Source organism: Pseudomonas sp. 29 (genome assembly GCF_002754355.1).
Lineage (GTDB): Bacteria > Pseudomonadota > Gammaproteobacteria > Pseudomonadales > Pseudomonadaceae > Aquipseudomonas > Aquipseudomonas neuropathica.
The window spans coordinates 5,510,553-5,533,179 of sequence record NZ_PEEY01000001.1; the positions used below are offsets into that span (position 1 = coordinate 5,510,553).

Annotated in this window: 17 protein-coding genes and 2 pseudogenes; 18 read left to right on the forward strand and 1 reads right to left on the reverse strand. The window is 52.6% G+C overall.

Annotated features, from left to right (window positions below; all coding sequences use genetic code 11):
• Positions 1–12: 12 nt before the first annotated feature.
• The 14 genes and pseudogenes from CLU80_RS25585 (at position 13) to CLU80_RS25645 (ending at position 20,044) form a co-directional block, all read left to right on the forward strand.
• Positions 13–11,484, forward strand: a complete 11,472-nt coding sequence (locus CLU80_RS25585; RefSeq protein WP_099758748.1) for a two-partner secretion domain-containing protein — start codon at positions 13–15, stop codon at positions 11,482–11,484.
• The gene (locus CLU80_RS25590) at positions 11,485–11,982 is read left to right on the forward strand and encodes a contact-dependent growth inhibition system immunity protein (RefSeq protein ID WP_099758749.1); all 498 of its coding nucleotides are present in this window, start codon (positions 11,485–11,487) and stop codon (positions 11,980–11,982) included.
• A 458-nt stretch (positions 11,983–12,440) separates the two neighbouring features.
• Complete coding sequence (locus CLU80_RS30540; protein ID WP_353617013.1) at positions 12,441–12,626, forward strand: hypothetical protein; 186 nt, start codon at positions 12,441–12,443, stop codon at positions 12,624–12,626.
• Between the two features lie 268 nt (positions 12,627–12,894).
• Positions 12,895–13,503, forward strand: coding sequence for a hypothetical protein (locus CLU80_RS25600; RefSeq protein WP_099758751.1), 609 nt, complete (start codon positions 12,895–12,897; stop codon positions 13,501–13,503).
• Between the two features lie 393 nt (positions 13,504–13,896).
• Complete coding sequence (locus CLU80_RS25605) at positions 13,897–14,229, forward strand: hypothetical protein (RefSeq protein ID WP_286079775.1); 333 nt, start codon at positions 13,897–13,899, stop codon at positions 14,227–14,229.
• Entirely contained in the window at positions 14,210–14,479 is a 270-nt protein-coding gene (locus CLU80_RS25610; protein ID WP_099758752.1) for a hypothetical protein, read from the forward strand. The genes CLU80_RS25605 and CLU80_RS25610 overlap by 20 nt, the downstream gene beginning before the upstream one ends.
• 339 nt (positions 14,480–14,818) lie before the next feature.
• Positions 14,819–15,280, forward strand: a complete 462-nt coding sequence (locus CLU80_RS25615) for an SMI1/KNR4 family protein (protein WP_099758753.1) — start codon at positions 14,819–14,821, stop codon at positions 15,278–15,280.
• A 491-nt stretch (positions 15,281–15,771) separates the two neighbouring features.
• Positions 15,772–16,779, forward strand: coding sequence for a glycosyltransferase family 2 protein (locus CLU80_RS25625; RefSeq protein ID WP_286079776.1), 1,008 nt, complete (start codon positions 15,772–15,774; stop codon positions 16,777–16,779).
• A gap of 288 nt (positions 16,780–17,067) precedes the next feature.
• Positions 17,068–17,601, forward strand: a complete 534-nt coding sequence (locus CLU80_RS30400) for a hypothetical protein (RefSeq protein WP_286079777.1) — start codon at positions 17,068–17,070, stop codon at positions 17,599–17,601.
• A gap of 194 nt (positions 17,602–17,795) precedes the next feature.
• Entirely contained in the window at positions 17,796–18,197 is a 402-nt protein-coding gene (locus tag CLU80_RS25630; RefSeq protein WP_099759413.1) for a hypothetical protein, read from the forward strand.
• Between the two features lie 279 nt (positions 18,198–18,476).
• Positions 18,477–18,796: pseudogene (locus tag CLU80_RS30405) on the forward strand (tRNase toxin domain-containing protein).
• A gap of 11 nt (positions 18,797–18,807) precedes the next feature.
• Positions 18,808–19,005 carry a hypothetical protein gene (locus tag CLU80_RS25635; RefSeq protein ID WP_099758755.1) on the forward strand — a complete coding sequence of 66 codons (198 nt, stop codon included), beginning with the start codon at positions 18,808–18,810 and terminating at the stop codon, positions 19,003–19,005.
• Positions 19,006–19,164: 159 nt separating this feature from the next.
• Positions 19,165–19,578, forward strand: coding sequence for a hypothetical protein (locus tag CLU80_RS25640; protein ID WP_099758756.1), 414 nt, complete (start codon positions 19,165–19,167; stop codon positions 19,576–19,578).
• A gap of 97 nt (positions 19,579–19,675) precedes the next feature.
• Entirely contained in the window at positions 19,676–20,044 is a 369-nt protein-coding gene (locus CLU80_RS25645; protein WP_099758757.1) for a hypothetical protein, read from the forward strand.
• A gap of 56 nt (positions 20,045–20,100) precedes the next feature.
• Here the strand turns inward: CLU80_RS25645 and CLU80_RS25650 are convergent.
• Positions 20,101–20,856, reverse strand: a pseudogene (locus CLU80_RS25650) (LLM class flavin-dependent oxidoreductase); the annotation flags it as partial.
• Between CLU80_RS25650 and CLU80_RS25655 the strand changes: the two are divergent.
• The 4 genes from CLU80_RS25655 to CLU80_RS25670 all read left to right on the forward strand — a co-directional run bounded on the left by CLU80_RS25655 (position 20,840) and on the right by CLU80_RS25670 (position 22,545).
• Positions 20,840–21,193: a hypothetical protein gene (locus CLU80_RS25655; RefSeq protein WP_286079834.1), complete on the forward strand. Its 354-nt coding sequence runs from the start codon at positions 20,840–20,842 to the stop codon at positions 21,191–21,193. The pseudogene CLU80_RS25650 and the gene CLU80_RS25655 overlap by 17 nt on opposite strands.
• Before the next feature lie 4 nt (positions 21,194–21,197).
• Positions 21,198–21,401 carry a hypothetical protein gene (locus CLU80_RS25660; protein WP_099758758.1) on the forward strand — a complete coding sequence of 68 codons (204 nt, stop codon included), beginning with the start codon at positions 21,198–21,200 and terminating at the stop codon, positions 21,399–21,401.
• Between the two features lie 179 nt (positions 21,402–21,580).
• Positions 21,581–22,021, forward strand: coding sequence for a hypothetical protein (locus CLU80_RS25665; RefSeq protein ID WP_099758759.1), 441 nt, complete (start codon positions 21,581–21,583; stop codon positions 22,019–22,021).
• Positions 22,022–22,173: 152 nt separating this feature from the next.
• Positions 22,174–22,545: a hypothetical protein gene (locus CLU80_RS25670; RefSeq protein ID WP_099758760.1), complete on the forward strand. Its 372-nt coding sequence runs from the start codon at positions 22,174–22,176 to the stop codon at positions 22,543–22,545.
• Positions 22,546–22,627 lie beyond the last annotated feature (82 nt).

Sequence of the window (22,627 nt, forward strand, 5' to 3'; positions counted from 1 at the left end):
CGAGATTCTGAAATGGACATCCGTCAACTGGCCCCTCTGGCCAGCCAGCCTGCTGCTGCCGAAAAAAACCGCGAACTCTTCCTCGGCATGCCCAAGCGCGGCCTGGCGTTCCTGCTGGCGAACGTCATGTTCTGGCAACCGATGTGGGCGCAGGCCGACGGCATTGTGGTGGCTAACCCCAATACCTCGCTGGATCGCGCCGGCAATGGCGTGCCGATCATCAATATCGCCACGCCCAACGCCAGCGGGCTGTCGCATAACCAGTTTCACGATTACAACGTCGGCGCGCAGGGGCTGATCCTCAACAACGGCTCGACGCAGAATAATCTGACCCAGCTGGGCGGCCACATCATCGACAACCCGAACCTTAAGAACAGCGGCTCGGCGCAGGCGATTCTCAACGAAGTCATCAGTGGCAACCCGAGCCAGTTGCGCGGTTACACCGAAGTGGCGGGGCAGTCGGCGCGGGTGATCGTTGCTAACCCGTATGGCATTACCTGTAATGGCTGCGGTTTCATCAACTCGCCGCGTGTGACGTTGACCACTGGTAAACCGGTGCTCGACAACGGTCGGCTGGATCGTTTTCAGGTCGATCAGGGCTCGGTGGCCATCGAAGGCGCGGGCCTTAACGCGACCAACGTCGACCGCTTCGAAATCATCACCCGCAGCGCAAAGATCAACGCCGAGATTCAGGCACAGAGCCTGACAATTGTCGCCGGTCGCAACGACGTCAACGCACAAACCCTGAATGCCACCGCGCGCGCCGATGACGGCAGCAGCAAGCCGCAACTGGCCATCGACTCCTCGGCGCTGGGCGGCATGTACGCCGGCGCGATCAAACTGGTCGGCACCGAGGCTGGGGTCGGGGTGAAACTCGACGGCAAACTGATTGCCAGTGGCGGCGATATTCAGCTCGACGCCAATGGCCAGTTGAGCCTCGCAGAAACCTCGGCCACTGGCGCCGTCAACGTCAAGGCTGCCAGCCTCGATACCCAAAGCGCGATCTATGCAGGCACCGCGCTCAATGTGCAGACTCAAGGCAACCTGACCAACCGCCAGACCCTCGCCGCCCGCGACAGCATCAGCCTCAGCGCTGGTGGTCGACTGACGAACGCCGGCACCATCGAAGCCGGCGTCAACGCCGACGGCAGCCGCAATGCCAGCGGCGATCTGAGCCTGACCGCTCAGCATCTGGACAACGCCGGCAAGAGCTTGCTCGCCAGCCGCAATCTGACGGTCAACGCCGCCACCCTGAACAACCTGAACGGTACGCTCAACGCCAAAACCATTGCCATCGGCGGTGGGGCTCTGGACAACCGCAACGGCCGGATGCTCGGCGATCTGGGCCTGAACATCGATCTCAGCGCTGCGCTGGACAACCGTGGCGGCGTGCTCGGTTCGGGTGCGATGGTCAATCTCAAAGTGGCCAGTCTCGATAACCGCGATGCCGGTTCATTGATCAGCGATAGCGGGCTGACGGTGCGCGTCGATGGCTTGCTCGACAACCGCGACAAAGGTGCGCTCACCGCCAAAGGTGCAACAAGCGTTTCCGCCGGCACACTGTTCAACCAGGCAGGCTTGATCAGCGGTCGCAGCGCGTTGCAGCTGACTGCCGACCAGACCCTGGATAACCAGCTCGGTACGGTGATTGCCGACGGCCAGCTCACGCTCACCGCCAAGTCTCTGGACAACCGCAGCGGCAACCTCGTCGGCAAGTCGGATGTCAGCGTTCAGGCGCAAAACGTCAACAACCAGAAAGGCAAGTTGATCGCCACCGGCGTGCTCAAACTCAACGCCGATCAACTCGATAACCGTCAGAATGGCCTGCTCGGGTCGACCAGCGCCATGACCCTGACGGTCGCTGAGCTGGATAATCGCGGTGGCGAAATCAGCACCAACAGCGACCTGCTGCTCACCGGCAAAAAACTCGACAACAGCGACGGCGGCAAGGTTTTCGCCAGCAAGTCAGCGACGCTGACGGTTGATCAACTGTTCAACCGCAACAAGGGGCTGATCGATGCGGCCACGCGGTTCACGCTGCACGGGCGCACGCTGGCCAACAACGGCGGGGAATTGCGCAGCCAGCAAGCCATGCAGTTGACCGTCGACGATGCTTTCGACAACGCTCAGGGCAAAGTCAGCAGTGAAGCGACGCTGACAGTCAACGCCGCGCAGCTGATAAATAATCTGGGCATCTTCTCCAGTGCCGCTGATTTGAACCTCGTTAGCCGTGGTGGCCTCGATAACCTGGGCGGCAAGATTGTCACCGACGGTGCGCTCGTCATTGATAGCGGCAGCCTCGACAACCGTCAGCAGGGCACGCTCAGCGGTAAAGGTGCGGTCACTGTCACCACCGGCGCATTCGATAACAGCGAGGGCTTGCTCAGCAGTGCCGACACCCTGGACCTCGTCGCCGGGCAAGTCACCAACAATGGTGCTGGCAGTATCGGCAGTCAGGGCACGCTGACGGCGTCGGTCAAAGGGCTTGATCAACAGGGCGGCAAGCTGTTCAGCAACACGCGCCTGAGCCTGGATCTGAATCATGGTCAACTGAACAACGGTGGTTCGATCAACACCCCCGGCGCGCTGCTGCTCAAGCAACTCAACGGCGTCAACAACCAGGGCGGCACGATCTCCAGCGCGGAAGCGTTCACACTGACCGCGCAAAATCTGGATAACGGCAGCGGCAAGCTTTTGAGTAATCAAGGCCTCACCCTGCGCATCGCGGCGGCACTGGACAACGTCAAAGGCATGATTGGCGCGGCAGCCATCGATGCCCGCGCGGGGAATGTGAACAACAGCGGCGGCAGCTTGATCAGCCGTGGTGATCTTGAGCTGAACGTCGACGACCAGTTGCGCAACGACGGCAAAGGCTTGATCAACAGCAAGGGCAATCTGACGCTGACTGCGACGGGGCTCGACTCGAGCAACGGGGGCGAAGTTTCCGCCAACGGTGACATTGACCTGACACTGACCTCGCTGACGCAGAACGGCGGACGACTGCTGGGTGAAAAATCGGTCACGGTGGATCTGGCCAATGGCGACTTCGACAACCAGAACGGTCTGCTCACCGCCAAAGGCCCGCTGACCTTCAAACGTCTGCGTGACCTGAGCAATCAGAACGGCGAAGTCTCCAGCAACCTCGGTTTTGACCTCATCGCCCGAGCGATAGACAACAGCGCCGGCAAAATCATCAGCGGTGAAAAACTGCTGGTGCGCGGCACGGATCTGATCAACCAGAAAGGCCTGCTGTCCGGCTGGCAAGCGCTGGCGGTGAACGGCAACAGCCTCGACAACCGCGACGGCGGTACGCTGTCGAGCAAATACGCCGATGTCAGCGTTGATCTCAGCGGCAAGCTGCTCAACGGCGGCGCGGGCGCGGTGGTCGCACAGGGCAATCTGAGCATCAACGCCGGCAGTCTCGATAACAGCGACAAGGGCAACCTCAGCAGTGGAGCAGGGCAGACCCTGATGCTGGCCGGTGCGCTTAATAACAATCAGGGCGGCCTGATTGCGAGCGGTGCGGCGCTGGATATCGTCAGCACCGCGTTCAGCAATATCGACGGCGCTATCAATGCGCAGCAGATCATCAATGCCACGGCTTCAAGCCTCGACAACAGCGGCGGACAGATCGCCAGCAACGATGCGATCACCCTCAACCTGAGCGGTGAGCTGAACAACAACGCGGGTAAACTCGCGGCTGCCGGCCCGCTGCTGATCAAGGGCGTGACCGATCTGCACAACCAGAACGGTCAGCTCGCCAGCCAGAAAAATCTGGACCTGCACACAGGTTCGCTGGACAACAGCAACAAGGGCACCGTCGCCGCCAATGACCAGTTGCTGATCACCGCCACGGGCGCCGTCAGCAACCAGGCCGATGGCCTGATCTACAGCAAGAATGCCGATGTGCAAATGCACGCGGCCAGGCTGCTCAACGGCAGAGGCTCGATCCAGAGCGACAGCGGTCTGACCCTTGAGATCAGCGGCGACTTCGATAATCAGAGCGGCAAAGTCATCGCCCAGAACGGCGATGTGCTGATCACAGCCGCCAACATCGATAACCGTGGCGGCACGCTTTCCAGCATCAAAGGAGCCTTGGAGGCGCGCACGGTTGGCGTCCTGCGCAACGGTTTCGACCTGAACAACAACCGTCAGGGTGGCATCATTCAGGCGCAGAGCCTGACGCTGTCGGCATTGGCGGGGCTGAACAACAACGGCGGGCGGATCTCGGCGCAAGCGGCAGACAGCAGCATCACCACGGCTGCGCTGACTAACGGCAGTGGCGTGCTTTACGCGAAAAAACTGTTGGGCGTCACCGGCGCAAGCCTCGACAACAGCGGCGGACAGATTGCCGCCGAGCGCATCGATTTCAGCCTCAGTGGTGCGCTAAGCAATGGCGCGGGCGTCATCGAAAGCGACACACAACTGAGCGTCAAAGCGGGAACGCTCGATAACCAGAACGGGCGCCTGCGTTCGCTGGGCACCACCGGAAAAACCGCATTTCAGATTGCAGGTTTGCTCGACAACCGCAATGGCGTACTGGAAACCGCTAACACGGACTTGACCTTGGCGGTCGGCAGCTTCCTCAACAGCGGCGGGCAACTCAACCACGTTGGGCGCGGCAAGTTCGATATCTCCACGGCCAATGTGCTGGGCGCGGGAGGCAGCATCGTCACCGGCGGCCTGCTGGAACTCAATGCCGATAGCTGGAACAACACCAGCGCGATTCAGGCCGGTCGCCTGAACGTGAACGTGCGCGAATTCAGCCAGAGCGCCAGCGGCAAACTGCTGGCTTCGGAGTCTTTGCAGGCCCGTGGCGGCAACTGGACCAACAACGGCTTGATTGCCAGTGATGGCTCCATCGATATGCAGTTGGGCGGAACCTATGCGGGTAGCGGTCGCCTGAGCAGTCAGCGCGGCACTTATCTCTCCGCTGCACAAATGAACCTCGGTGCGGGCGGCAGTTTTGCCGCTGGTGCGACGTCGACCATCAGCGTCGGTGGGCAACTGATCAACTCGGCACGCATTTCCTCTAGCGAAGACCTGACCGTCAACGCCGGCAGCGTTGCCAACTACGGCAGCCTCGGGGCGGCGCAGAACCTGTTCATCAACACGCCCACATTGCTCAACGATCGCGGGCTGATTTTCAGCGGCAACAACATGACACTCGGCGTCAGCACGCTGACCAACCAGCACGGCGATTTCTACGGTCTGGGCAATGTGCTGATCGGTGGATATGGCGGCGCGGCGCGGGCTGCCGGGGTCTACAACATTTCCGGTTCGATGGAGAGCGTGAAGGATTTCACGCTGAACGCTGATGTGTTCGAGAACCGTACGGAAGGCCCGTCGGCGTCGGTCGAGCGCAAGCTGATATCGGGGTTTATCGCGGCTACGTGCGGTGACTGTGTTGGCGGCACGTTCAACAATTTCCTCGCCACGCGCGAGACGTATCAATTTGTCGACAGTGATACCAGCGCTTCCGCCGTGCTTAACATCGGCAAGGATTTTGTTTTCCAGGGCGGCACGTTCCTCAACAGCAAAAGTACTGTGGCGGCGGGTGGCAACATCACCGTCACTGCTGACTCCCTGAAGAACATTGGCGCCAAAAGCGGAGTTATCGACGTTACGCGCCAGTACAACTTTGAAATGGGGACTGGCAGCACGGCAAAGTTCATGGCCGAAGTCGTGATGCCCTATAACCAGCGCAACAATCCCGATTTCCCTTCTGTGTATTACGTGATCGCGCCGCAAGGATTGATCCGCAAAGCCACAGCCACGACAGTGGGCGGCGGCATTGTCATCACCGACGACGAAACCGGTGAAAACGTCGGCAGTCGCAAATATGGCCGAGCGATGTCTGGATTCAGCGCCGGTTTCGAAACCTCGACTCCGTCGCAGTACGACCCCGATAACCTGCTGGCATTGCCGAGCGAACTGGCGCAATACCAGAAAGGCCTGGCGGTTGAAACGGAAAGCACCAGTGCGGGGCTGCCCGGTGCCGCGACCGGTCGCAACGCGGTCATTCAGGCCGCTGGCAACGTCTCGATCAACGCCACCAAGGAGGTGGTAAACGCCGTCATCCACGAGGATTACGGCTCAACCGGTGGCACCAATAAAGTCGCTGATACCAAGGTCGGTAACAGTGACACTGTCGTTGTGCGGATCAACAGCCAACTGCCGCCAGACCTCGCCCAGCAGCAAGTCAATCCGCTGAGCCTGCCAGGCTTCTCCCTGCCCACCGGTGAAAACGGCTTGTTCCGTTTGAGCGGGCAGGGCAGCACTGCAGCGTCCGGCAACGGGCCAGCGCCGACCTGGACGGTGGGCAATGAAGCGATCAGCGCTCAGGATCATTTGGCCGTCGCCACCAGTGGCGGCCCGCGCAATCTGTTTGTTGACGCCCCGGCTCAGGTTTCCGACAGCACTCGTGCGGTCGATACGTTCCATCGAACCTCAAGCACTGGCGATGACACCCGTCCGGTCACCCGCGTTACCGGCCTGCCGGACACCAAGGCACCGTCCAACCCTCACAAATACCTGATCGAAACCAACCCGGTACTCACCGACCTCAAGTCGTTCATGAGCTCGGATTACCTGCTGGAAAAACTCGGCTACAACCCCGACCAGAGCGCCAAACGCCTCGGTGATGGTCTCTATGAACAACGCCTGATCCAGCAAGCCGTGACCGCCCGCACCGGTCAGGCTTTCCTCGATGGCCAGACCTCCAACGAGGGCATGTTCAAGTACCTGATGAACAACGCCATCGCCAGCAAGGACGCACTCAACCTGTCGGTCGGCGTCGGCCTCACCTCGCAGCAAGTCGCCGCGCTGACCCACGACATCGTCTGGCTCGAAGAGCACGAAGTGAATGGCGAAAAAGTCCTGGTGCCGGTGGTGTATCTGGCGCAAGCGAATGGCCGCCTCGGCCCGACCGGGGCACTGATTGCCGGTAAGGATGTGACCCTGATCGCCGGGGAAAACCTCGACAACGTCGGCACCTTGAAAGCGACAAATAACCTGTCGGCGACGGCGGGCAAGGATCTGGTCAACAGCGGTTCGGTCGAGGCGGGTAATCGGCTGGATCTGTTGGCGACCAACAACATCGTTAACAAGGCCGGCGGCATCATTGCCGGACGCGATGTCAGCCTGACCACGCGCACGGGCGATGTGATCAACGAACGGACCATCACCTCGATGGACGACAAGTACGGCACCGTCACCCGGCATCAGGACTTTGCCGATAACGCAGCGCGGATTGAGGCGGCCAACGACCTGACCGTTAAAGCGGCCAACGACATCAACGTCATCGGCGGCGTCCTGAAAAGTGGTCAGGACATGTCGTTGAACGCAGGGCGTGATGTCAACGTGGCCTCCGTGCAGATCAACGACAGCGCGTCGCTGGGTTGGAGGGGAGCTGTCAGCAGCGTCACGCAACTGGGCGCCGATATTGATGCCGGGCGTGATTTCAAGGCTGATGCCAAGCGTGACTTCAGTGTGATTGCTAGTGAGATCGATGCGAAGCGTGATGTGACAATGTCAGCGACTGGCAACGTGCTGATCAGCTCGGCAGCAGATGAAGAACATTCGCGTTCTGCCAACAAGAGAATGTCGCGTCAGGATGATGAAGTCACTCAGGTGTCGTCGACCGTCAATGCCGGTGGCAACGTTACCCTCAAAGCGGGCAAGGACCTGGACCTGATTGCCAGCCGGGTGAGCGCCGGGAATGAAGCTTATCTCACATCTGGCGCAAATCTTGTGCTGCAATCAGCAGAGGACTCGGATTACAGCTTCTATTCCAAGACCAAAAAATCTTCATCAAAGAAGACGTTCCAGCTTGATGAGACCAGTTCGGTTACCAACGTAGCCAGCTCCGTCACATCTGTAGGCAAGAGCGTATTGAGCGCTGGCAATGATCTGACGATCAAGGGCAGCAATGTAGTCTCTGAAAAAGCAGGTGTCGGCTTGGAGGCCGGCAATGACGTGGAAATTCTGGCCGTCACAGACTCCAGTAGCGCGCGCCACGAACGTAGTAAAAGCAAAAGTAGTTGGGGCGGTTTGAAGTCGAGCAAAGTCCAGGATCAACTGGCTGAAACTCAGACTACCGCTGTGGGCAGCCTGATCTCGGGCGACACAATTGCCGTTAATGCCAAGCGGGACGCCACCATCACTGGTTCTGCGCTGGTCAGTACCAATGACTTGTCTGTCCGTGCCGGTGGTGATTTGACCATTAATGCCGCGCAGAACACTTTCACTCGCACCGAAGTGCACAAGGAGAAAAATCGCGATCTGACTGGCGTGTTGACGGCGAACAATCTTGGCATTGATGACATCACCGGCAACCAGCATCTGTCGATCAGTAATCAGAAACATAACGGCACGATGTCGCAAACGACCCTGACTGGCAGCACCATTGGTTCCAGTAAAGGCAATGTCAGCCTTATTGCGAATGGGGACCTTAATGTCGTAGCCAGCGACTTGATCAGCACCAAGGACATGAGTCTTCGCGGTTCCAACGTGACCATCGCTGCAGGTATGGAAACGTCGCAGCAAAGCACCATCGATAAATCCAATAGTCTTGCTGTAGGGCGTGTTATTGGCGGTGCAATTATCGACACCGTCAATTCTATTCGCTCTGCAGTAGAGGCTGCCAAAAGCGCAGATGATCCTCGACTCAAGGCAGTGAAATTGGCGCAGGCGGCGTTGGCGGCTTACAACCTTGGCGGTATGGCGTCGGATGCGAATGATCAAAAAACCGGATTCGCCGACAAGCAGGGTGGCACGGGCAGCAACGGTTCTCTGATCAAGATCGGCACCGAACTCGCTAATACTCATAGTAAAAGTACCAGTGACTACGTCAGTCAGACTGCGAAGCAAAGCACTGTCAACGCTGGCGGTACCCTTTCCATCATCGCCAATGGTGGTGCTGCACAAAATGATGGTGATCTTCACATCATCGGCAGTAGCCTCAAAGCGACAGCTACCTCGTTGATCGCCAATAACAACGTCATTGTGGAAAGCGCGCAGAACACTGCCGACTGGTCCAACCAAAACAGTAACAACAGAACTGCAATCGGCGCCAGCTTCAACATTGGTCAGCAAAACGGCTTCACCGTCGACCTTGGTGCACAAGTGGCGAAGGGTATGGGGAGTGGCAGTTCTGTCACGCAGGTCAACAGTACGGTAGACACCGACTCGTTAGTGATTCATAGCGGCGGTGATACGACACTGGCAGGCGCACAGGTTCGCGCCGATACCATCAAAGCGCTGATCGACGGCAATCTCAACATCATTTCCCGTCAGGACACCGAAACCCAGAAAAACAATCAAGGCAGTGGCGGTTTCGGAGCCAGCATTTGCATTCCACCTATCTGCTACGGCGCACCTGTTACGGCTTCAGGTAACTTGGCCGCAGGCAATATGAACAGTGACTATAAGGCTGTTACCGATCAGACCGGTTTATTCGCGGGAGCGGGTGGTTACATGGTCGATGTCGGCAAAACCACAACGCTTGAAGGTGGGTTGATCGCCAGCGATGCCACGCCGGATAAAAACATCCTCATAACCGACCGGCTCATTACTCGCGACATCAAGAACGTCAGTGAAATCGATGCTCAGTCCGCCGGCATCAGCTACTCGGGCGGTTACGGTGGTGCTGGAGCATACGGGTCGGTGGGCGGACTGTACGGCATCTCCCTCAACGAGTCGGATAAAAGCCACACCCGTAGCGCTGTCAGCGAAGGCACGATCATTGTTCGCAACCCTGAGGGCGCTCAAGACCTCGTCGGTCTGAACCGAGATACGGAAAATGCTAACGAGCGACTCGACAAGCCTGACGAAGATGGCATGAAAGAGCGCATCGAGTTGGTGAAAAGCTCGATTGAATTGGTGAAAGGCATTGGCGACGCAATTGCCGCATCGAAGATGGAGGAGGCCGAGAATCCCGATAGTGAGGCCTACAAGGCGGCGCGCGACAAACTGAACAGTAGCGGAGTGGCCAACCCTACCCCTGAGGAAATCAGCCAACAAGTTCAACGCGATTACGGTATAGGCAGCAGCTTCCAGAAAGCCAGCCAAGCGGTTGCGGGGATCGTCCAGGGCATCCTGAGTGGAAACATCGCTGCTGCCATTGGCGGAGGTGCAGCACCTTATCTGGCACAAGCCGTTAAACAGCTGACGGAAGGAGACGACGCAGCCAACCTGATGGCGCATGCCGTACTCGGAGCCGTTCTGGCGAAAATACAAGGTGGTTCGGCGTTGGCCGGTGCTGCTGGAGCCAGTGCCGGTGAAGTGGTCGCGCGTCTGCTCTATCCGGATAAGTCTGCAGACCAACTGACCGAGTCGGAAAAGCAAATAGTCGCGGCTCTATCAACGCTGGCTGGCGGCATGTCCGGCGCGCTTGCCGGGGGCAGCGCCTTTGACGCCGCGCTTGGAGCCGGGACAGCGAAAAATGCTGTCGAGAACAATCATCTGAGCGACATAGAAAGACTTTCCCTGAAGGAGTTGCAGAGAAAGTACGCGCAGTTGTGTTCAGGGGCTTCATCGAGTTATTGCGATGGGTTGTCCAGTGACATTTCGAAACTTATCGCGAAGGGTTTCAGCGTTCTTAAAGAGGAGCAGCTTTCGGAGGATAACGATTTCACCCGGGCTTCCGTTGTCACTACCACCCCGGGAGATGTGATCGTCTGCGGCACTTCACCAAATGGCTACTGTGTGGCTACCGACAAAACGATTACGACGGATCAGGGAGAAGAGTGGGTTCTGCAGCCTGCTACTTTCATGCAGGCGATAGGATGGCAAGTTGAAAATGAGGTGATTGAGGCTGCCGCAAAGGCTCGGCTTCTAGGCGTTTCCAATGAGCTTTACACGGCCGGTTGTGGCGGGTCAGGTGTGATTGGTATAGGGTGCCAAGCCTATACCGCTGCGGGCGGTGTGAACCTGGTTACGGAAGAAGCCCCTGCGACTACCGAGCGGGTCGTCTCCGGTATAGAAGGTTTACTGAATGTATGGGGATTGGGCAGTTCGATTCTCGGTACAGGTGTAAAAGGCACAGCGGGAACTTTAGACCGTGCCAAAACGGGAATTGAGTGGGGTAAGGGGATTCAAGGGCAAGGCATGCCTTGGGAGAATTATCTGGCCTCTGAACTGCCTGCCGGTTCCCGGCTACCACCTAACTTCAAAACGTTCGATTTTTATGACCCGTCAACGGGTACAGCCATCAGCGCTAAAACGTTAGACACGACGACTGCGGCCAAGGTGGGGAATCCGTCTCAGGTGTACAGCTCATTAAAAGGTAACATCGATGCGGTGGCCAGATTTGAAACGTACACCCTTAGTAATGTTCCTTTGGATAGCAGTATGATTACTGCTCGTGAGTTGCGTGTTGCTGTTCCTGGCGGTACGAATTCGGTGCAGTGGGTTCAAATAAATCGCGCGATAAAGTATGGTCAATCTCAAGGCGTAAAAGTAATCATAAGTTCGGTGAAGTAAATGAATCAGTTGAATAATAAGTCTTGGGCTTACGCTAAGTTTAATGAAGATTTTATTTTTATTGAGACCTACTCCGGCTATTTTAATTGTCTCCCGGATCCTGAAGGGAAGAGGTTTTTGCTGTCGCACACCGCTGAGAATAGCGAGTTGGGAGAGAGTGTTCTGGCGGCTTTGGCTGTTAGCCGGATGATTGATCCGAAGGGAAATCCAGAGTTTTTTGATTTTAGAGGTCGCGTGGTCACTCAGTATAATGAGTGGGTAGCTAATCTAATGACGGAATTTGGCTATAAAACCAGGCGTGCACTATTTAAGAATATGAAAAGCTGTTCAGTGGATGCCGTTAATGGGCTTGTAACAATACGTCCCAGTCATCATGAGAAGCTGGAGGCCTGGAGTGGAAAGGGGATAACTGAAAAAGATTGTGTCGTCGTGTCCTCTGATATTGCATTTGATGAAGTGGGCGCGGCACTTCGTTTGGCCTTTAGCCGTTGTACATGAGTCTGGAAGGATAAAAAATGCCCACAGCAGATCACCTCGGAGACGCGGCAAGACAGGCGTGATTGCTGGGTGATGGTGCACTCTCGCTGGACGCTAGTGTTTCCGCGTATCGTTCATGGGGTGCGTAAGCTACGCTTCAATCTGAAGCAATCGCGCCGGAGTCGAAAAGCCGCCGTTCTGGGGTAGCGTTCACTTGCTGACAAGTGAAAAAAGGGGCGAATTCATATCGATGAATTCGCTCCTTTTTATTGCTGTTCAATTACGCGGTTCTCAGCAAAACGCCGGCACCACATGCTTGATAAACAGCTCCAACGATTTCTTCTCCTCCTCATGCGGCAAGCTGTTGTCACACCAGAAACTGGGATATAAAAGGGGACAGGCCACATTTAGAAAACACTCCGAAAATGTGATCTGTCCTCTTTTTTCCTACATCCGAAGTCGAATCGCTTGAGCTGTACCTGCCCGAGGGCAAAACATACAATCTGACGGTCGATGTGGGGCATACGTTCTACGTTGGCGAACTCAAGACTTGGGTACACAACACCGGGCCTTGTGATTTGCCTCCTATTTTGCGGGTGGTGCAAAAGGTAGCTCCGGGGCTGAGAGCGCTGTCAATCAAGGCAGACTCAACTCTCAGCTCTTAGCTGAAGAGGTCGCAAGAATAAATGGGGACAGACCACGTTTAAAAAGTACTCCGGAGAATAAATGGGGACAGACCACGTTTGAAAAGCACTTTGAAAACGTGGTCTGTCCCCGTTTTACACCACGAGATCCGACAGCGCCAAAAATTGTAGATCCAAGTAAGCCAGGTACTGCTCTGGAGCTCCCCCAAATATGGGAGTCACTGCTTGAAAAAAACTCGAGCAATGCACGTGTCTACTCTCAAGAGGCCTTTTTAAAGGAGTTTGGGCATTGATTTTTAACAAAGCAATATTTGAAGACTTGTGGAGCGGGGGAAAAAGTATTTGCTTTTTTGTCCATAAAGCAAAGTGCTATTGGGTTTTGGACCATAAATATAATTTTTCTCTAGATGCGGAGAAGGACTATCTTGGATACTTGAATAAAGGTCATATAACACAGGAACAATATGCGCAAGCGTGCAAGGAATTTAGAGGCGGGCTTTTAAAGCTGAAGTCGGAAAATTTTCTTCAATATTTAAGTTGCGTAGGTGAGGGGGTACTTGTTAGAGAGGATTTTGAAGGGGTCTTTGACATGGATGGTGATTGTAATGCTGGAAAACTATTGAGTAGAATTGAGAATTATTATTTGTCAGGAGTAGAGCTGAATGTAGATGAGTTCAGTTTTGCTGGGCGATTGGCATCTCGATTACCGATGTTTTATGTGAATTTTGATAGAAAAATATACCTGCACATGGACTTTGGCCGATCCCATGAAGATCTTGCATATCCTGATTGGTTTTCCAAGTGCTCAGATTTCAATTTCTTGATACCAGATGTAGAGCGATATTGGGTTAGGTGTGGTGACTATTGGAAGTTCAGGTTTGTTCAGGGTTTTTATTAGAAGCTAATTTTGAAAATCGAACACCCAATTAGCCGACAGAACAAGGGGATTAATGGGCGGGGCCGCAGAGAAAAGGTGGTAGATTTATTTAAATCTATGAGGGCTTTTTTTCTACGATTAAATAAATATGTCCCATTTTTATTCCCTTTTTATTCGATGATCGAGAAAGCTTAAAAAAGACGAAGTTATCTATGTCGCTTTCGGAAAATAGATATTTGTTAGCGCAAATACTGAGCGGGAATTCACCAAGCGCCGTATTGAGCATGATGCTTCAGGTCGCTCATGATTTGGAGAATAAATGGGGACAGACCACGTTTAGAAAGCACTCTGAAAACGTGGTCTGTCCCCTTTTTACTCAAGTATGGCGATCCTGATGGCGTAGCAAGGTTGGTCGTGAATGTGGATAAAGCGGGAGTGCTGGGATTTGAAATTCGTGCTGCACAGAATCATCCCTACTACGATGCATCAGGCACTGATATGTTCGCCAACGCAATGCAACGCCTCGTCAATGAAGGCATTAAGGTCAATCAAATCCGTGGGGTTTGGGAGGCGGGCACTGACAGCGTTAACACTGCTCGATATCTCGAGAATATTGCCAATGGAATGTCAAAAGAAAATGCTGCTTTGAATACATGGACAGGCCGAATAGCCCAAAAGTACGGATACGGAAAGGTTGAGAAAATTGAAACCATTGGAGGCATCAATTATGTCACCTTTAAAAAATAACAATTTGTTAGCCCAGTTGCTGGAAGGGAAAATGCCGAGCACTGTACTGAACTTGATGTTGGAGGCTGATCCTGAGTTGGATAAGTATGTTTTAGCAAATGTTTTTTTGGAAGAGCTTGATCGTTTGAATAGCAAAATCCTTCCTGTAATATGGAAATGGAAGAGTGCTAAATCGATTAGAGGTATTTCTGGCCAACAACTTGATGAGGCAATACTTGCGCAAATGAGGATGGCCGGATATATGGTGTAGTTAAAAGTAGAGAGGGTTGTAGTTTTCTACCCTGGAGAATAAATGGGGACAGACCACGTTTAGAAAGCACTCTGAAAGCGTGGTTTGTCCCCTTTTTACCTTATTTGGCAGCAGATCAATTAAAAAGAAATGGTTTGCCGTCAACCGATGCAGAACAACTGAAGTCGGTGCGTCCATGATAATTAGCAAGCCAAGAATAAATGGGGACAGACCACGTTTAGAAAGCACTCTGAAAACATGGTCTGTCCCCTTTACTTCCTCTGGTATTGATAGGGCAGCTTTTGATAAGTGGAAGGTGCAGTACTGGCAGCAACGATCTGCAGATTTTAGGAATTGAGAATGAGCCAAGTTACGACGCATCAAATTGAGGATTTAGTATCACTGCATCCTGATATCGTGTGCTTTGGTAGTCAGGCCGATTGCGTGGGTGATGACTGGATTGAGAAGGCCGAGCAGCGGCTAGGGCTTGAACTGCCAGGGTCGTACAGGTGGTTTTTAAAGACGTATGCGGGTGGCGAGATTGGTACTGAAGAAATTTACAGTATCTATGGTGTGGACTTTGAGGGTGTCAATGGGGGGGATATTGTCTATCAGCATATTGTGGGCATAAAAAATAATCTGGTAGATGGCAAAAAGCTTGTGATTAGCGAAACTGATATGGGGGAAGTCTTTTTCTTTGACTATTCGAAGTTTAAAGATGGTGAGTGCCCCGTGAGTCTTCGGCTTCCGTCTGGCGAGAATGTTAATTACGCTTCAGATTTTTATGAGTTTTTATATAAACGAATTTCTGCTCATATTTGATAGATATCCTCATCCTACACCGGTCATGCGCCGGTGTTGTTTTATCTGTTTACTGCAAAACCTCCCGTCCCTCGCTGCTCGCTTTGGTCGTAGATAAATGGGGACAGACCCTGAGGAATCCCCAATTTCTCTTAAAGAAAATCAAGAAGTTGGAATGTTGAAGAGATCTGCATGAATCGGCAACTTGGTTTGCACCACACAAATACAAGAAACCGAACCCATGCAGGTCATCCGATTTTTTAACAGAGCGCTCGCTCAAGCACTGCCCTCGATTCATTCTCGCCACCTGACATCACTGATGAGTTGTGTCAGTTCGTTACTGCGGTCGTCTCCCTTTGACGCCTTAACCATTGGCCATTATCATGTGCCATCATATTGGCATCGCTGCCTCAGTGCGTTGAAAACGTGCCTTCCTTCACCCTGTGCACGTCAACCTTGCCTCACAAATTCCCGTTTATCGGCCTACGCCGTCGTCACAGGTGTTCAACAACGTGTCTGTCCCGAAAATTTCCGTCATCATCCCCACGTACAACGTTGAATCCTACATCGCCGAAACCCTTGATTCGCTGATTAATCAACCCGTGCCGCTGCACGAAATCATCTTGATCAACGATGGCTCGACCGACGGCACGCTTGACGTCATCGCGTCAGGGTTCGGCCATCGTGCGGAAGTCAAAGTCGTCACCCAGGATAATCAGGGCGTTGGTGCTGCACGGCGCAATGGTTTGGCATTGGCGAGCGGGGAGTATGTGTTCTTTTGCGACCCGGACGATGTGGTCAGCCCAGAGATATTTTCGACGTTGGTGGAGCAGGTGCAGTCCAATGCCGCGCTTGAGTTGTTTTATTTCTCCAAGCGTTCGTACACCGAATTCAACGGCGAGAAGCAGCTGTTGCGGCGTAACACCGCGGCCAGCCGCAATGGTTGGTTCGACGCCGGACGTGACTTGCTCGAGGATCTGATCTTGTCCGGCAAGTATCACGCTGCAACGTGGCAGTACATTTTCAAGCGCTCGGTGTGCGAGCGTTTCGCGGTTCGGTTGGAAGGGCGAGCTCATGAGGATCATGTGTTCAGCATGAACATTTATCTGCACAGTCACGCTACTTTTGCCACCTCGGCGGATTTTTACTTTCAACGGGTCAGAAGCGGTTCGCTTACGCAGAGCCATAAAGATGTCGAGTACGTAATGGGCAGTTATGCCGCGTACCGCGACACCCTGGCAGCGTTGAAGAAACACGTTGGGTCATTCAATGCTGGAAGGGATGTTGCGCTGAATTTCATGGAACGCAATGTTGATGCACTGATCACCAAGTGCATCAAGTACGGTGTGCCGTTGCCGCAGCAGATTACTTCGATGACTCGACAGGACAGCCGTGAGTGCGGAGTGGTGGTGCATCCTCGCTGGACATTGCTGTTTCCGCGTATTGCTCACGGGATGCGCAAACTGCGCTTCAATCTCAAGCAAATGCGCAGGAATCGAAAAAGCCCGGTTCAGGGTTAGTTTTTGACTCATGACCACTGCAAAAAAGGGGCGAATTCAATTCGATGAATTCGCCCCTTTTTTGTGAGCCGCATGACTCCTCTTGATATTGTAGGTCCGCTGTTCTGCCGGAATACTCCCATTAAACCTGGTGTGGGGCTTCGTGAGGTGAACGTGGGTGATATGTGGGACGCAAAAAATGGGATTCGGTTGCCGGGATGTGGTCATCAGGCTAATTTTATGGATAAGACTCCCCGAACTAATCCAAGAGCTTTATGAAGTTAATATGAAGTCGGTGAGGACATTGCAGTGAATCAGTTGATCAGCGAAATTAGAACGAGGTGGGAGTGCGATGATGGAGCGCTCTTCGAGTCGTTTGTCAGCTGGAACGGAACCTCTACCAGCTTCGAAGACACAAAAAAAAATATGCTATATGCGCAAGAGCACCCAGTCGTACGTTTAGAACAATATCTGGTTCTTGAAAATGGCGTTGAAATACGCCTTCAAATCGGTGAGACGCCCTATATCCTTGAAGACAGAAGAGGGTTTTTGGTGGTTTTTAATGAGAAACCTTCAAAATTTAGTACGCCTGGATTTCCTTGGTTTTTTGACTGTCCTAATAATGCGGCGATTTACAATGCTGATGGCTCTTTGCGTTTTCAATTGCAAAGTTCCTACGGTATAGGAAGCTATATTGGAATAGTGCACTACGCGGATACACCAGCGAACCCAAATGCGTTAGGTGTTTTGGTAGGTACATTAGGGCATGATCCGGAATGGCTCTATTTGGTTGATCCTAATAGCCCGGAATTGATACCTACAGGGAAATGGATTCGCTATTAGTTGTATAAAAAGTCGGATCTGAACGGTGTTTACTTAACAGCTGCCCAATTGAGCTCAAAAAGAGCGGGATAAATGGGGACAGACCACGTTTAGAAAACATTCCGAAAACGTGGTCTGTCCTCTTTTTACCCCAGCTTTTTTGAGTGGAAATGCGGGTTTGCCTGAAGAACTTTTCAACCCTAGATAATAGCGTTATGGACAAGAGATTAAAGGCGCTGTGTGTGCAGCTTGGGAAGATGAGTTCTGAGCTGGCTACCGACTGGATGATTTCAACTTACCCAGTTGACGCTATGGAGTGGGGGGAGGCACTGTTACTCATACCCCATCGCACCTGGAAACGTTCTGACCAAAAGCGGTTGGCAAGATATTATTTTTGTAAGTTGCCATTTTCTGGGGGGAGAGGATATGAAGTCTTCGCTTCTATAATGCCGCTGCAGGTTTTAGTTGCCTGCATTTTGGAGCATCTACCTACAGAATCATCAAGAATTGAACTGCTTTGTTATTATCTGGTTCCTGTTCTTGAGCGGTTCGCTAAAAATGAATCTGATTGTCAGATGATTGTTGAGTTTGTTACGAAGCTTCATGTGAAGGAATAAGAAAAGATGAATGGGGACAGACCATATTTAGAAAGCACTTTGAAAACATGGTCTGTCCCCGTTTTCCCATCAGGGGGCCAGTTACTCCGATTATGCCTTGGGCTGATCGTGCTTTTTGCTGTCGCCATGACGACTTGCTGGTTGACTGCGTATTTTTTCTTGCCCCGCACAATCTGTCTTGATGCAGAGGTAAATGGTGGATAACAAAGTCAGGAGTTGGGCTGGACCAGGCATTGGTAGCAAGAAGGAATGTGGGACTGATTTATTTTTTCGAAGAATATGGGCAAGGAGCTGGCTACATTTGCTCAGCTAAAAACTGCGTTGACATCTGCTCAGGATGCTTACAAAGGGACTACTGTGGTGGGTCATGCCCTGTCCAAACATGCTGGCAGGAACCCGGATATATGGGGGAAAGTCACAGGTTCAATGAAAACGTGGAACGAGCAGGCAATGATGCATTTACGTGAAATTACCCGTGCCCCCGGAAACTTTGTGCCTGACACGACGGATAAAGGCCATACCTTCCTTGAAAAAGGCTGGCGGATGGTCGAGGCGTAAGATTGAATATGGACGGCACATTCAAAGGGTTCGTTGATTGAAGGAGGGCACCATGGCTGGGCTATTAGAAATCGTATTTGAGAACGTCAAGCAGAATGTGGTGTTGCCGTTGTTAGAAACGGTTATTGCTAATGCGGCCTCAGTAGTTAGTGCTGAGTGTTCCGAGGTTTTTTCAGTCTGGAATAATGGGGAACTTCGAATGGGGGCAGAGCATGTTCAGAAGCACTCCGAAAACGTGGTCTGTCCCTGAGAGATTTCTCAAAGCACGGTTTATGAGAAATATAAAAACCTCATGGGAACGCCATAAGGAAATTGTTGCATTGGAGGCGGATAAGTGGGGTAGACCACTTTTAGGAATATTCCGAAAACGCGCTGTGTCCCGTTACCCTTTATTGCGTGTAGATCATAAATGATGAAGACTTTTTGCTATTATCAATCGCTTCCTGACTTTATGCCTGTAGAAGATGTGGCAAACGAGCTCCATGAACTGCTGACAGAAAAGTCTTTCTCTGGAAAGTCGAAGCATGATTGTTTAGGGGCTCTCTTAGAACTCAGCGATCGTCAGTGGCACACCTATGAACAGTTGTCCGAGCCCCTAAAGACTCAAATTGAAAAGGTCTTGATCAGTGAGTGGGATGGGTTTGATTTCGGTTTTGCTGAGGGGGCGATCGTCGTTGCGGCACACCTTGGATTGGCTGGACTGTTTGACTTTATATCAAGCCAGAATGACAGTGAGCTTTCGTCAGAAGTGGCTATCGAGATCAAAGAGGCAATTGCTGAGCTGGGTAGTAATATCGCTGATCCGTATAGTGGTATGAAATAGATGGGTGGAGACTACGTTTAGCGAACATTTGAAAACGTCAGCTAACCCGTTGTCCACCGTTTCGAGGTCAACGTAGCCTCATCGGAGTCTGAGCCATTTGAAATTGAACATTCATTTCCCTGACAACCTCATCTCTGATGACTTGCTCAGGCAGCAACGGATTCCCTGCCTTTGCAAGGTCTCAACGCAGTTCGAGATTTCCTTCTCGGATACAGTCCCCGAATCATCCGGGATCGTATCGGGCTGGAATCGTGAGGAGCTGGAGCGACGGGCGATCGCCGGGGCGGGTGGTCAATACACCCACTATGCGAACAGTCTGATTACCTTAAGTAAAATTAGCGAAGGCCTTTACCAGATCATTGATCTTGAAATGTTCTATCGAAGCTTTGGTTGGTGCACTGTATTTCGAGATGGACAATACGCACCCGCCGGAAATTTCTGGGACGATGAGCCAACGCAAAACTAAAACGCCCCGAACTCTATCGGGGCGTTTTCATTTATCAGGCCGAGCCGGCAAAGTGTTTACCGAAACGCCGGCACCACATGCTTGATAAACAGCTCCAACGACTTCTTCTTCTCCTCATGCGGCAAGCTGTTGTCACTCCAGAAACTGAACTCATCCACCCCCAGTTCCTGGTAGTACTTGATCCGCGGAATGATCTCTTCCGGCGTACCGATCATCGCCGTTTTGTGCAAACTCTCCAGCTCAAACTCAGGACGTCCGGCAAACTTCTCCTCCGGGCTCGGTGCGAGGAAGCCATTGACCGGGGTTTGCTTGTTGCCGAACCAGGCATCGAAGGTGCGATAGAAGCGCGAGATGGCTTTCGCGCCGACTTTCCAACCGTCCGGGTCATCAGCGGTGTGCACGTGGGTATGGCGCAGCACCATCAATTGCGGGCGTGGCATGTCGGGGTTGTTGTCCAGCGCAGTCTGGAATTTGTTCTTCAGGTCGAGGACTTCTTCGTCGCCCTTCATCAGCGGCGTGACCATCACGTTGCAGCCGTTGGCCACAGCGAAGTTGTGCGAATCCGGGTCGCGGGCGGCGATCCACATTGGCGGGTTTGGCTGCTGAATCGGTTTCGGCACGCTGGTGGAGGTGGGGAATTTCCAGATCTCACCGTCGTGGGCGTAGTCGCCTTGCCACAGGGCGCGGACCACCGGGACCATTTCGCGCAGTGCCTGGCCACCGCTGGAGGCAGGCATGCCGCCGGCCATGCGATCGAATTCAACCTGATAGGCGCCACGGGCCAGACCGACTTCCATGCGCCCGTTGCTGACGGATAATTGGGTCAGACCAGGTTTAGAATGCCCTCTGAAAACGTGGTCTGTCCCCGTTTTATCTCTTTCTGGTAAAAAGAATTTCACGAGTTCTATGACCCTTACCGCAGACGAGGCATTGCTGGCTGGGCAAAAATATCTTGGAGGACAGTACACTGAAATTGGTAAACCTGGATCTGGAGTGTTCCATAGCGCGGAAGGGGTGAGAGAGTTCCGAATTGATCCCGGTTCGTTATCCGGCAGTCATGCTCCCGGTGTCCCTCATGTACATTTTGGCGTTAAAGATCCGCTGACAGGTAAATACATAGCCAACAACCATGTTCCATGCGTGGAGTAAGAAAATGTCGGAAATTCGAAAGGGGACAATCACTGCAGGCGAGTACTGTGGCTGGAGTGTCATCGTTGATGATGATCGCGCAGGTGAGACCGGTGGTTATTATCTCTATATCAAAAAAGCAAATAATCTAGGATTTGACTATTGGTTCGGAGCTGAGGCAGGGCTCGAGGCGCAGCTAGAAGATTTCGAAGTGGATTGGGGGAAATAACTTTGGGGATAAATGGGGATAGACCACGTTTAGACAAGGGGGCGGACCATGGCTTTGCAATTTATTCAAAAAACGTGGTCTGTCCCCGTTTTCTCTAAAACTCACTCCCTAGATCCGCCCAAGGACGGGCAGGTAGTTCCTAGGTGTGATAACTGCACTAATATTTCCGGAGTCGAATAATGGAAATGCACGGCGAATTTCTGGAAATCAATGATCTTGATTGGTTTGCCTCATGTCGAGGTGGGGTCATCGCTCATTTCGCTACAGGTGGACATGGAGTTGTGCCCGACGATGTCCTGCAGTCAATTTCCAGATATGAAGAAATTTATGATTACTTCTATTCAAGTCCAGAGGGCGTGGGCGTTGAGGTAGTAGAAGCCAATTTGCTTGAGTTTGCCGATGAAGCTCAGCGTGTGCGCTATTTAAAAACTTTTGTTGAAATGGCCGGCAGAGGGTTATTCAGTCATGACGCTTCCGAGCAGGGTGGTTATAAATTAATTGCTAAACCAAAATCGGCGCTAAAGTTAGTGGATCTCCCGAAGTTGATGCAGTCTTCTATTTGCAAGCTACCATTAGAGCTCACCGATTGGATACGTTGCGACGACTTCACTAAAAATTAAATGGGAAAGACACATAAAAAGTGCTTTGAAACGGTAAAAAGGGACAGGCCATGTTTGGAAAGCACTTCGAAAACGTGGTCTGTCCCCCTTTTTACTTATTGCGTGTAGATAAATAATGAAAATTTTTTTATTATCAATCGCTTCCTGACTTGATGCCTGCAGAAGATATGGCAAACGAGTTCCATGAGCTGCTGACAGAAAAGTCTTTCTCTGGACAGTCGAAGCATGATTTTTTAGAAGCTTTGTTAGAGCTCAGTGATCGTCAGTGGCACACCTATGAACTGTTATGCGAGCCACTAAAGACTCAAATTGAAAAAGTCTTGATCGCTGAGTGGGATGGGTTTGATTTCGATTTTGCTGAAGGATCGATCGTCGTTGCGGCACATCTTGGGTTGGTTGGACTGTTCGACTTTATATCAAGCCAAAATGTCAGTGAGCTTTCCTCAGAAGTGGCTATAGAGATCAAAGAGGCAATTACCGAGCTGGGTGATAATATCGCTGATCCGTACAGTGGTATGAAATAAATGTGGGTAGACCATGTTTAGCGAATATTTAGAATCAGCCGGCTGACCCCGGTTTTCACCGTTTTCGAGGTCAGCGTAGCTT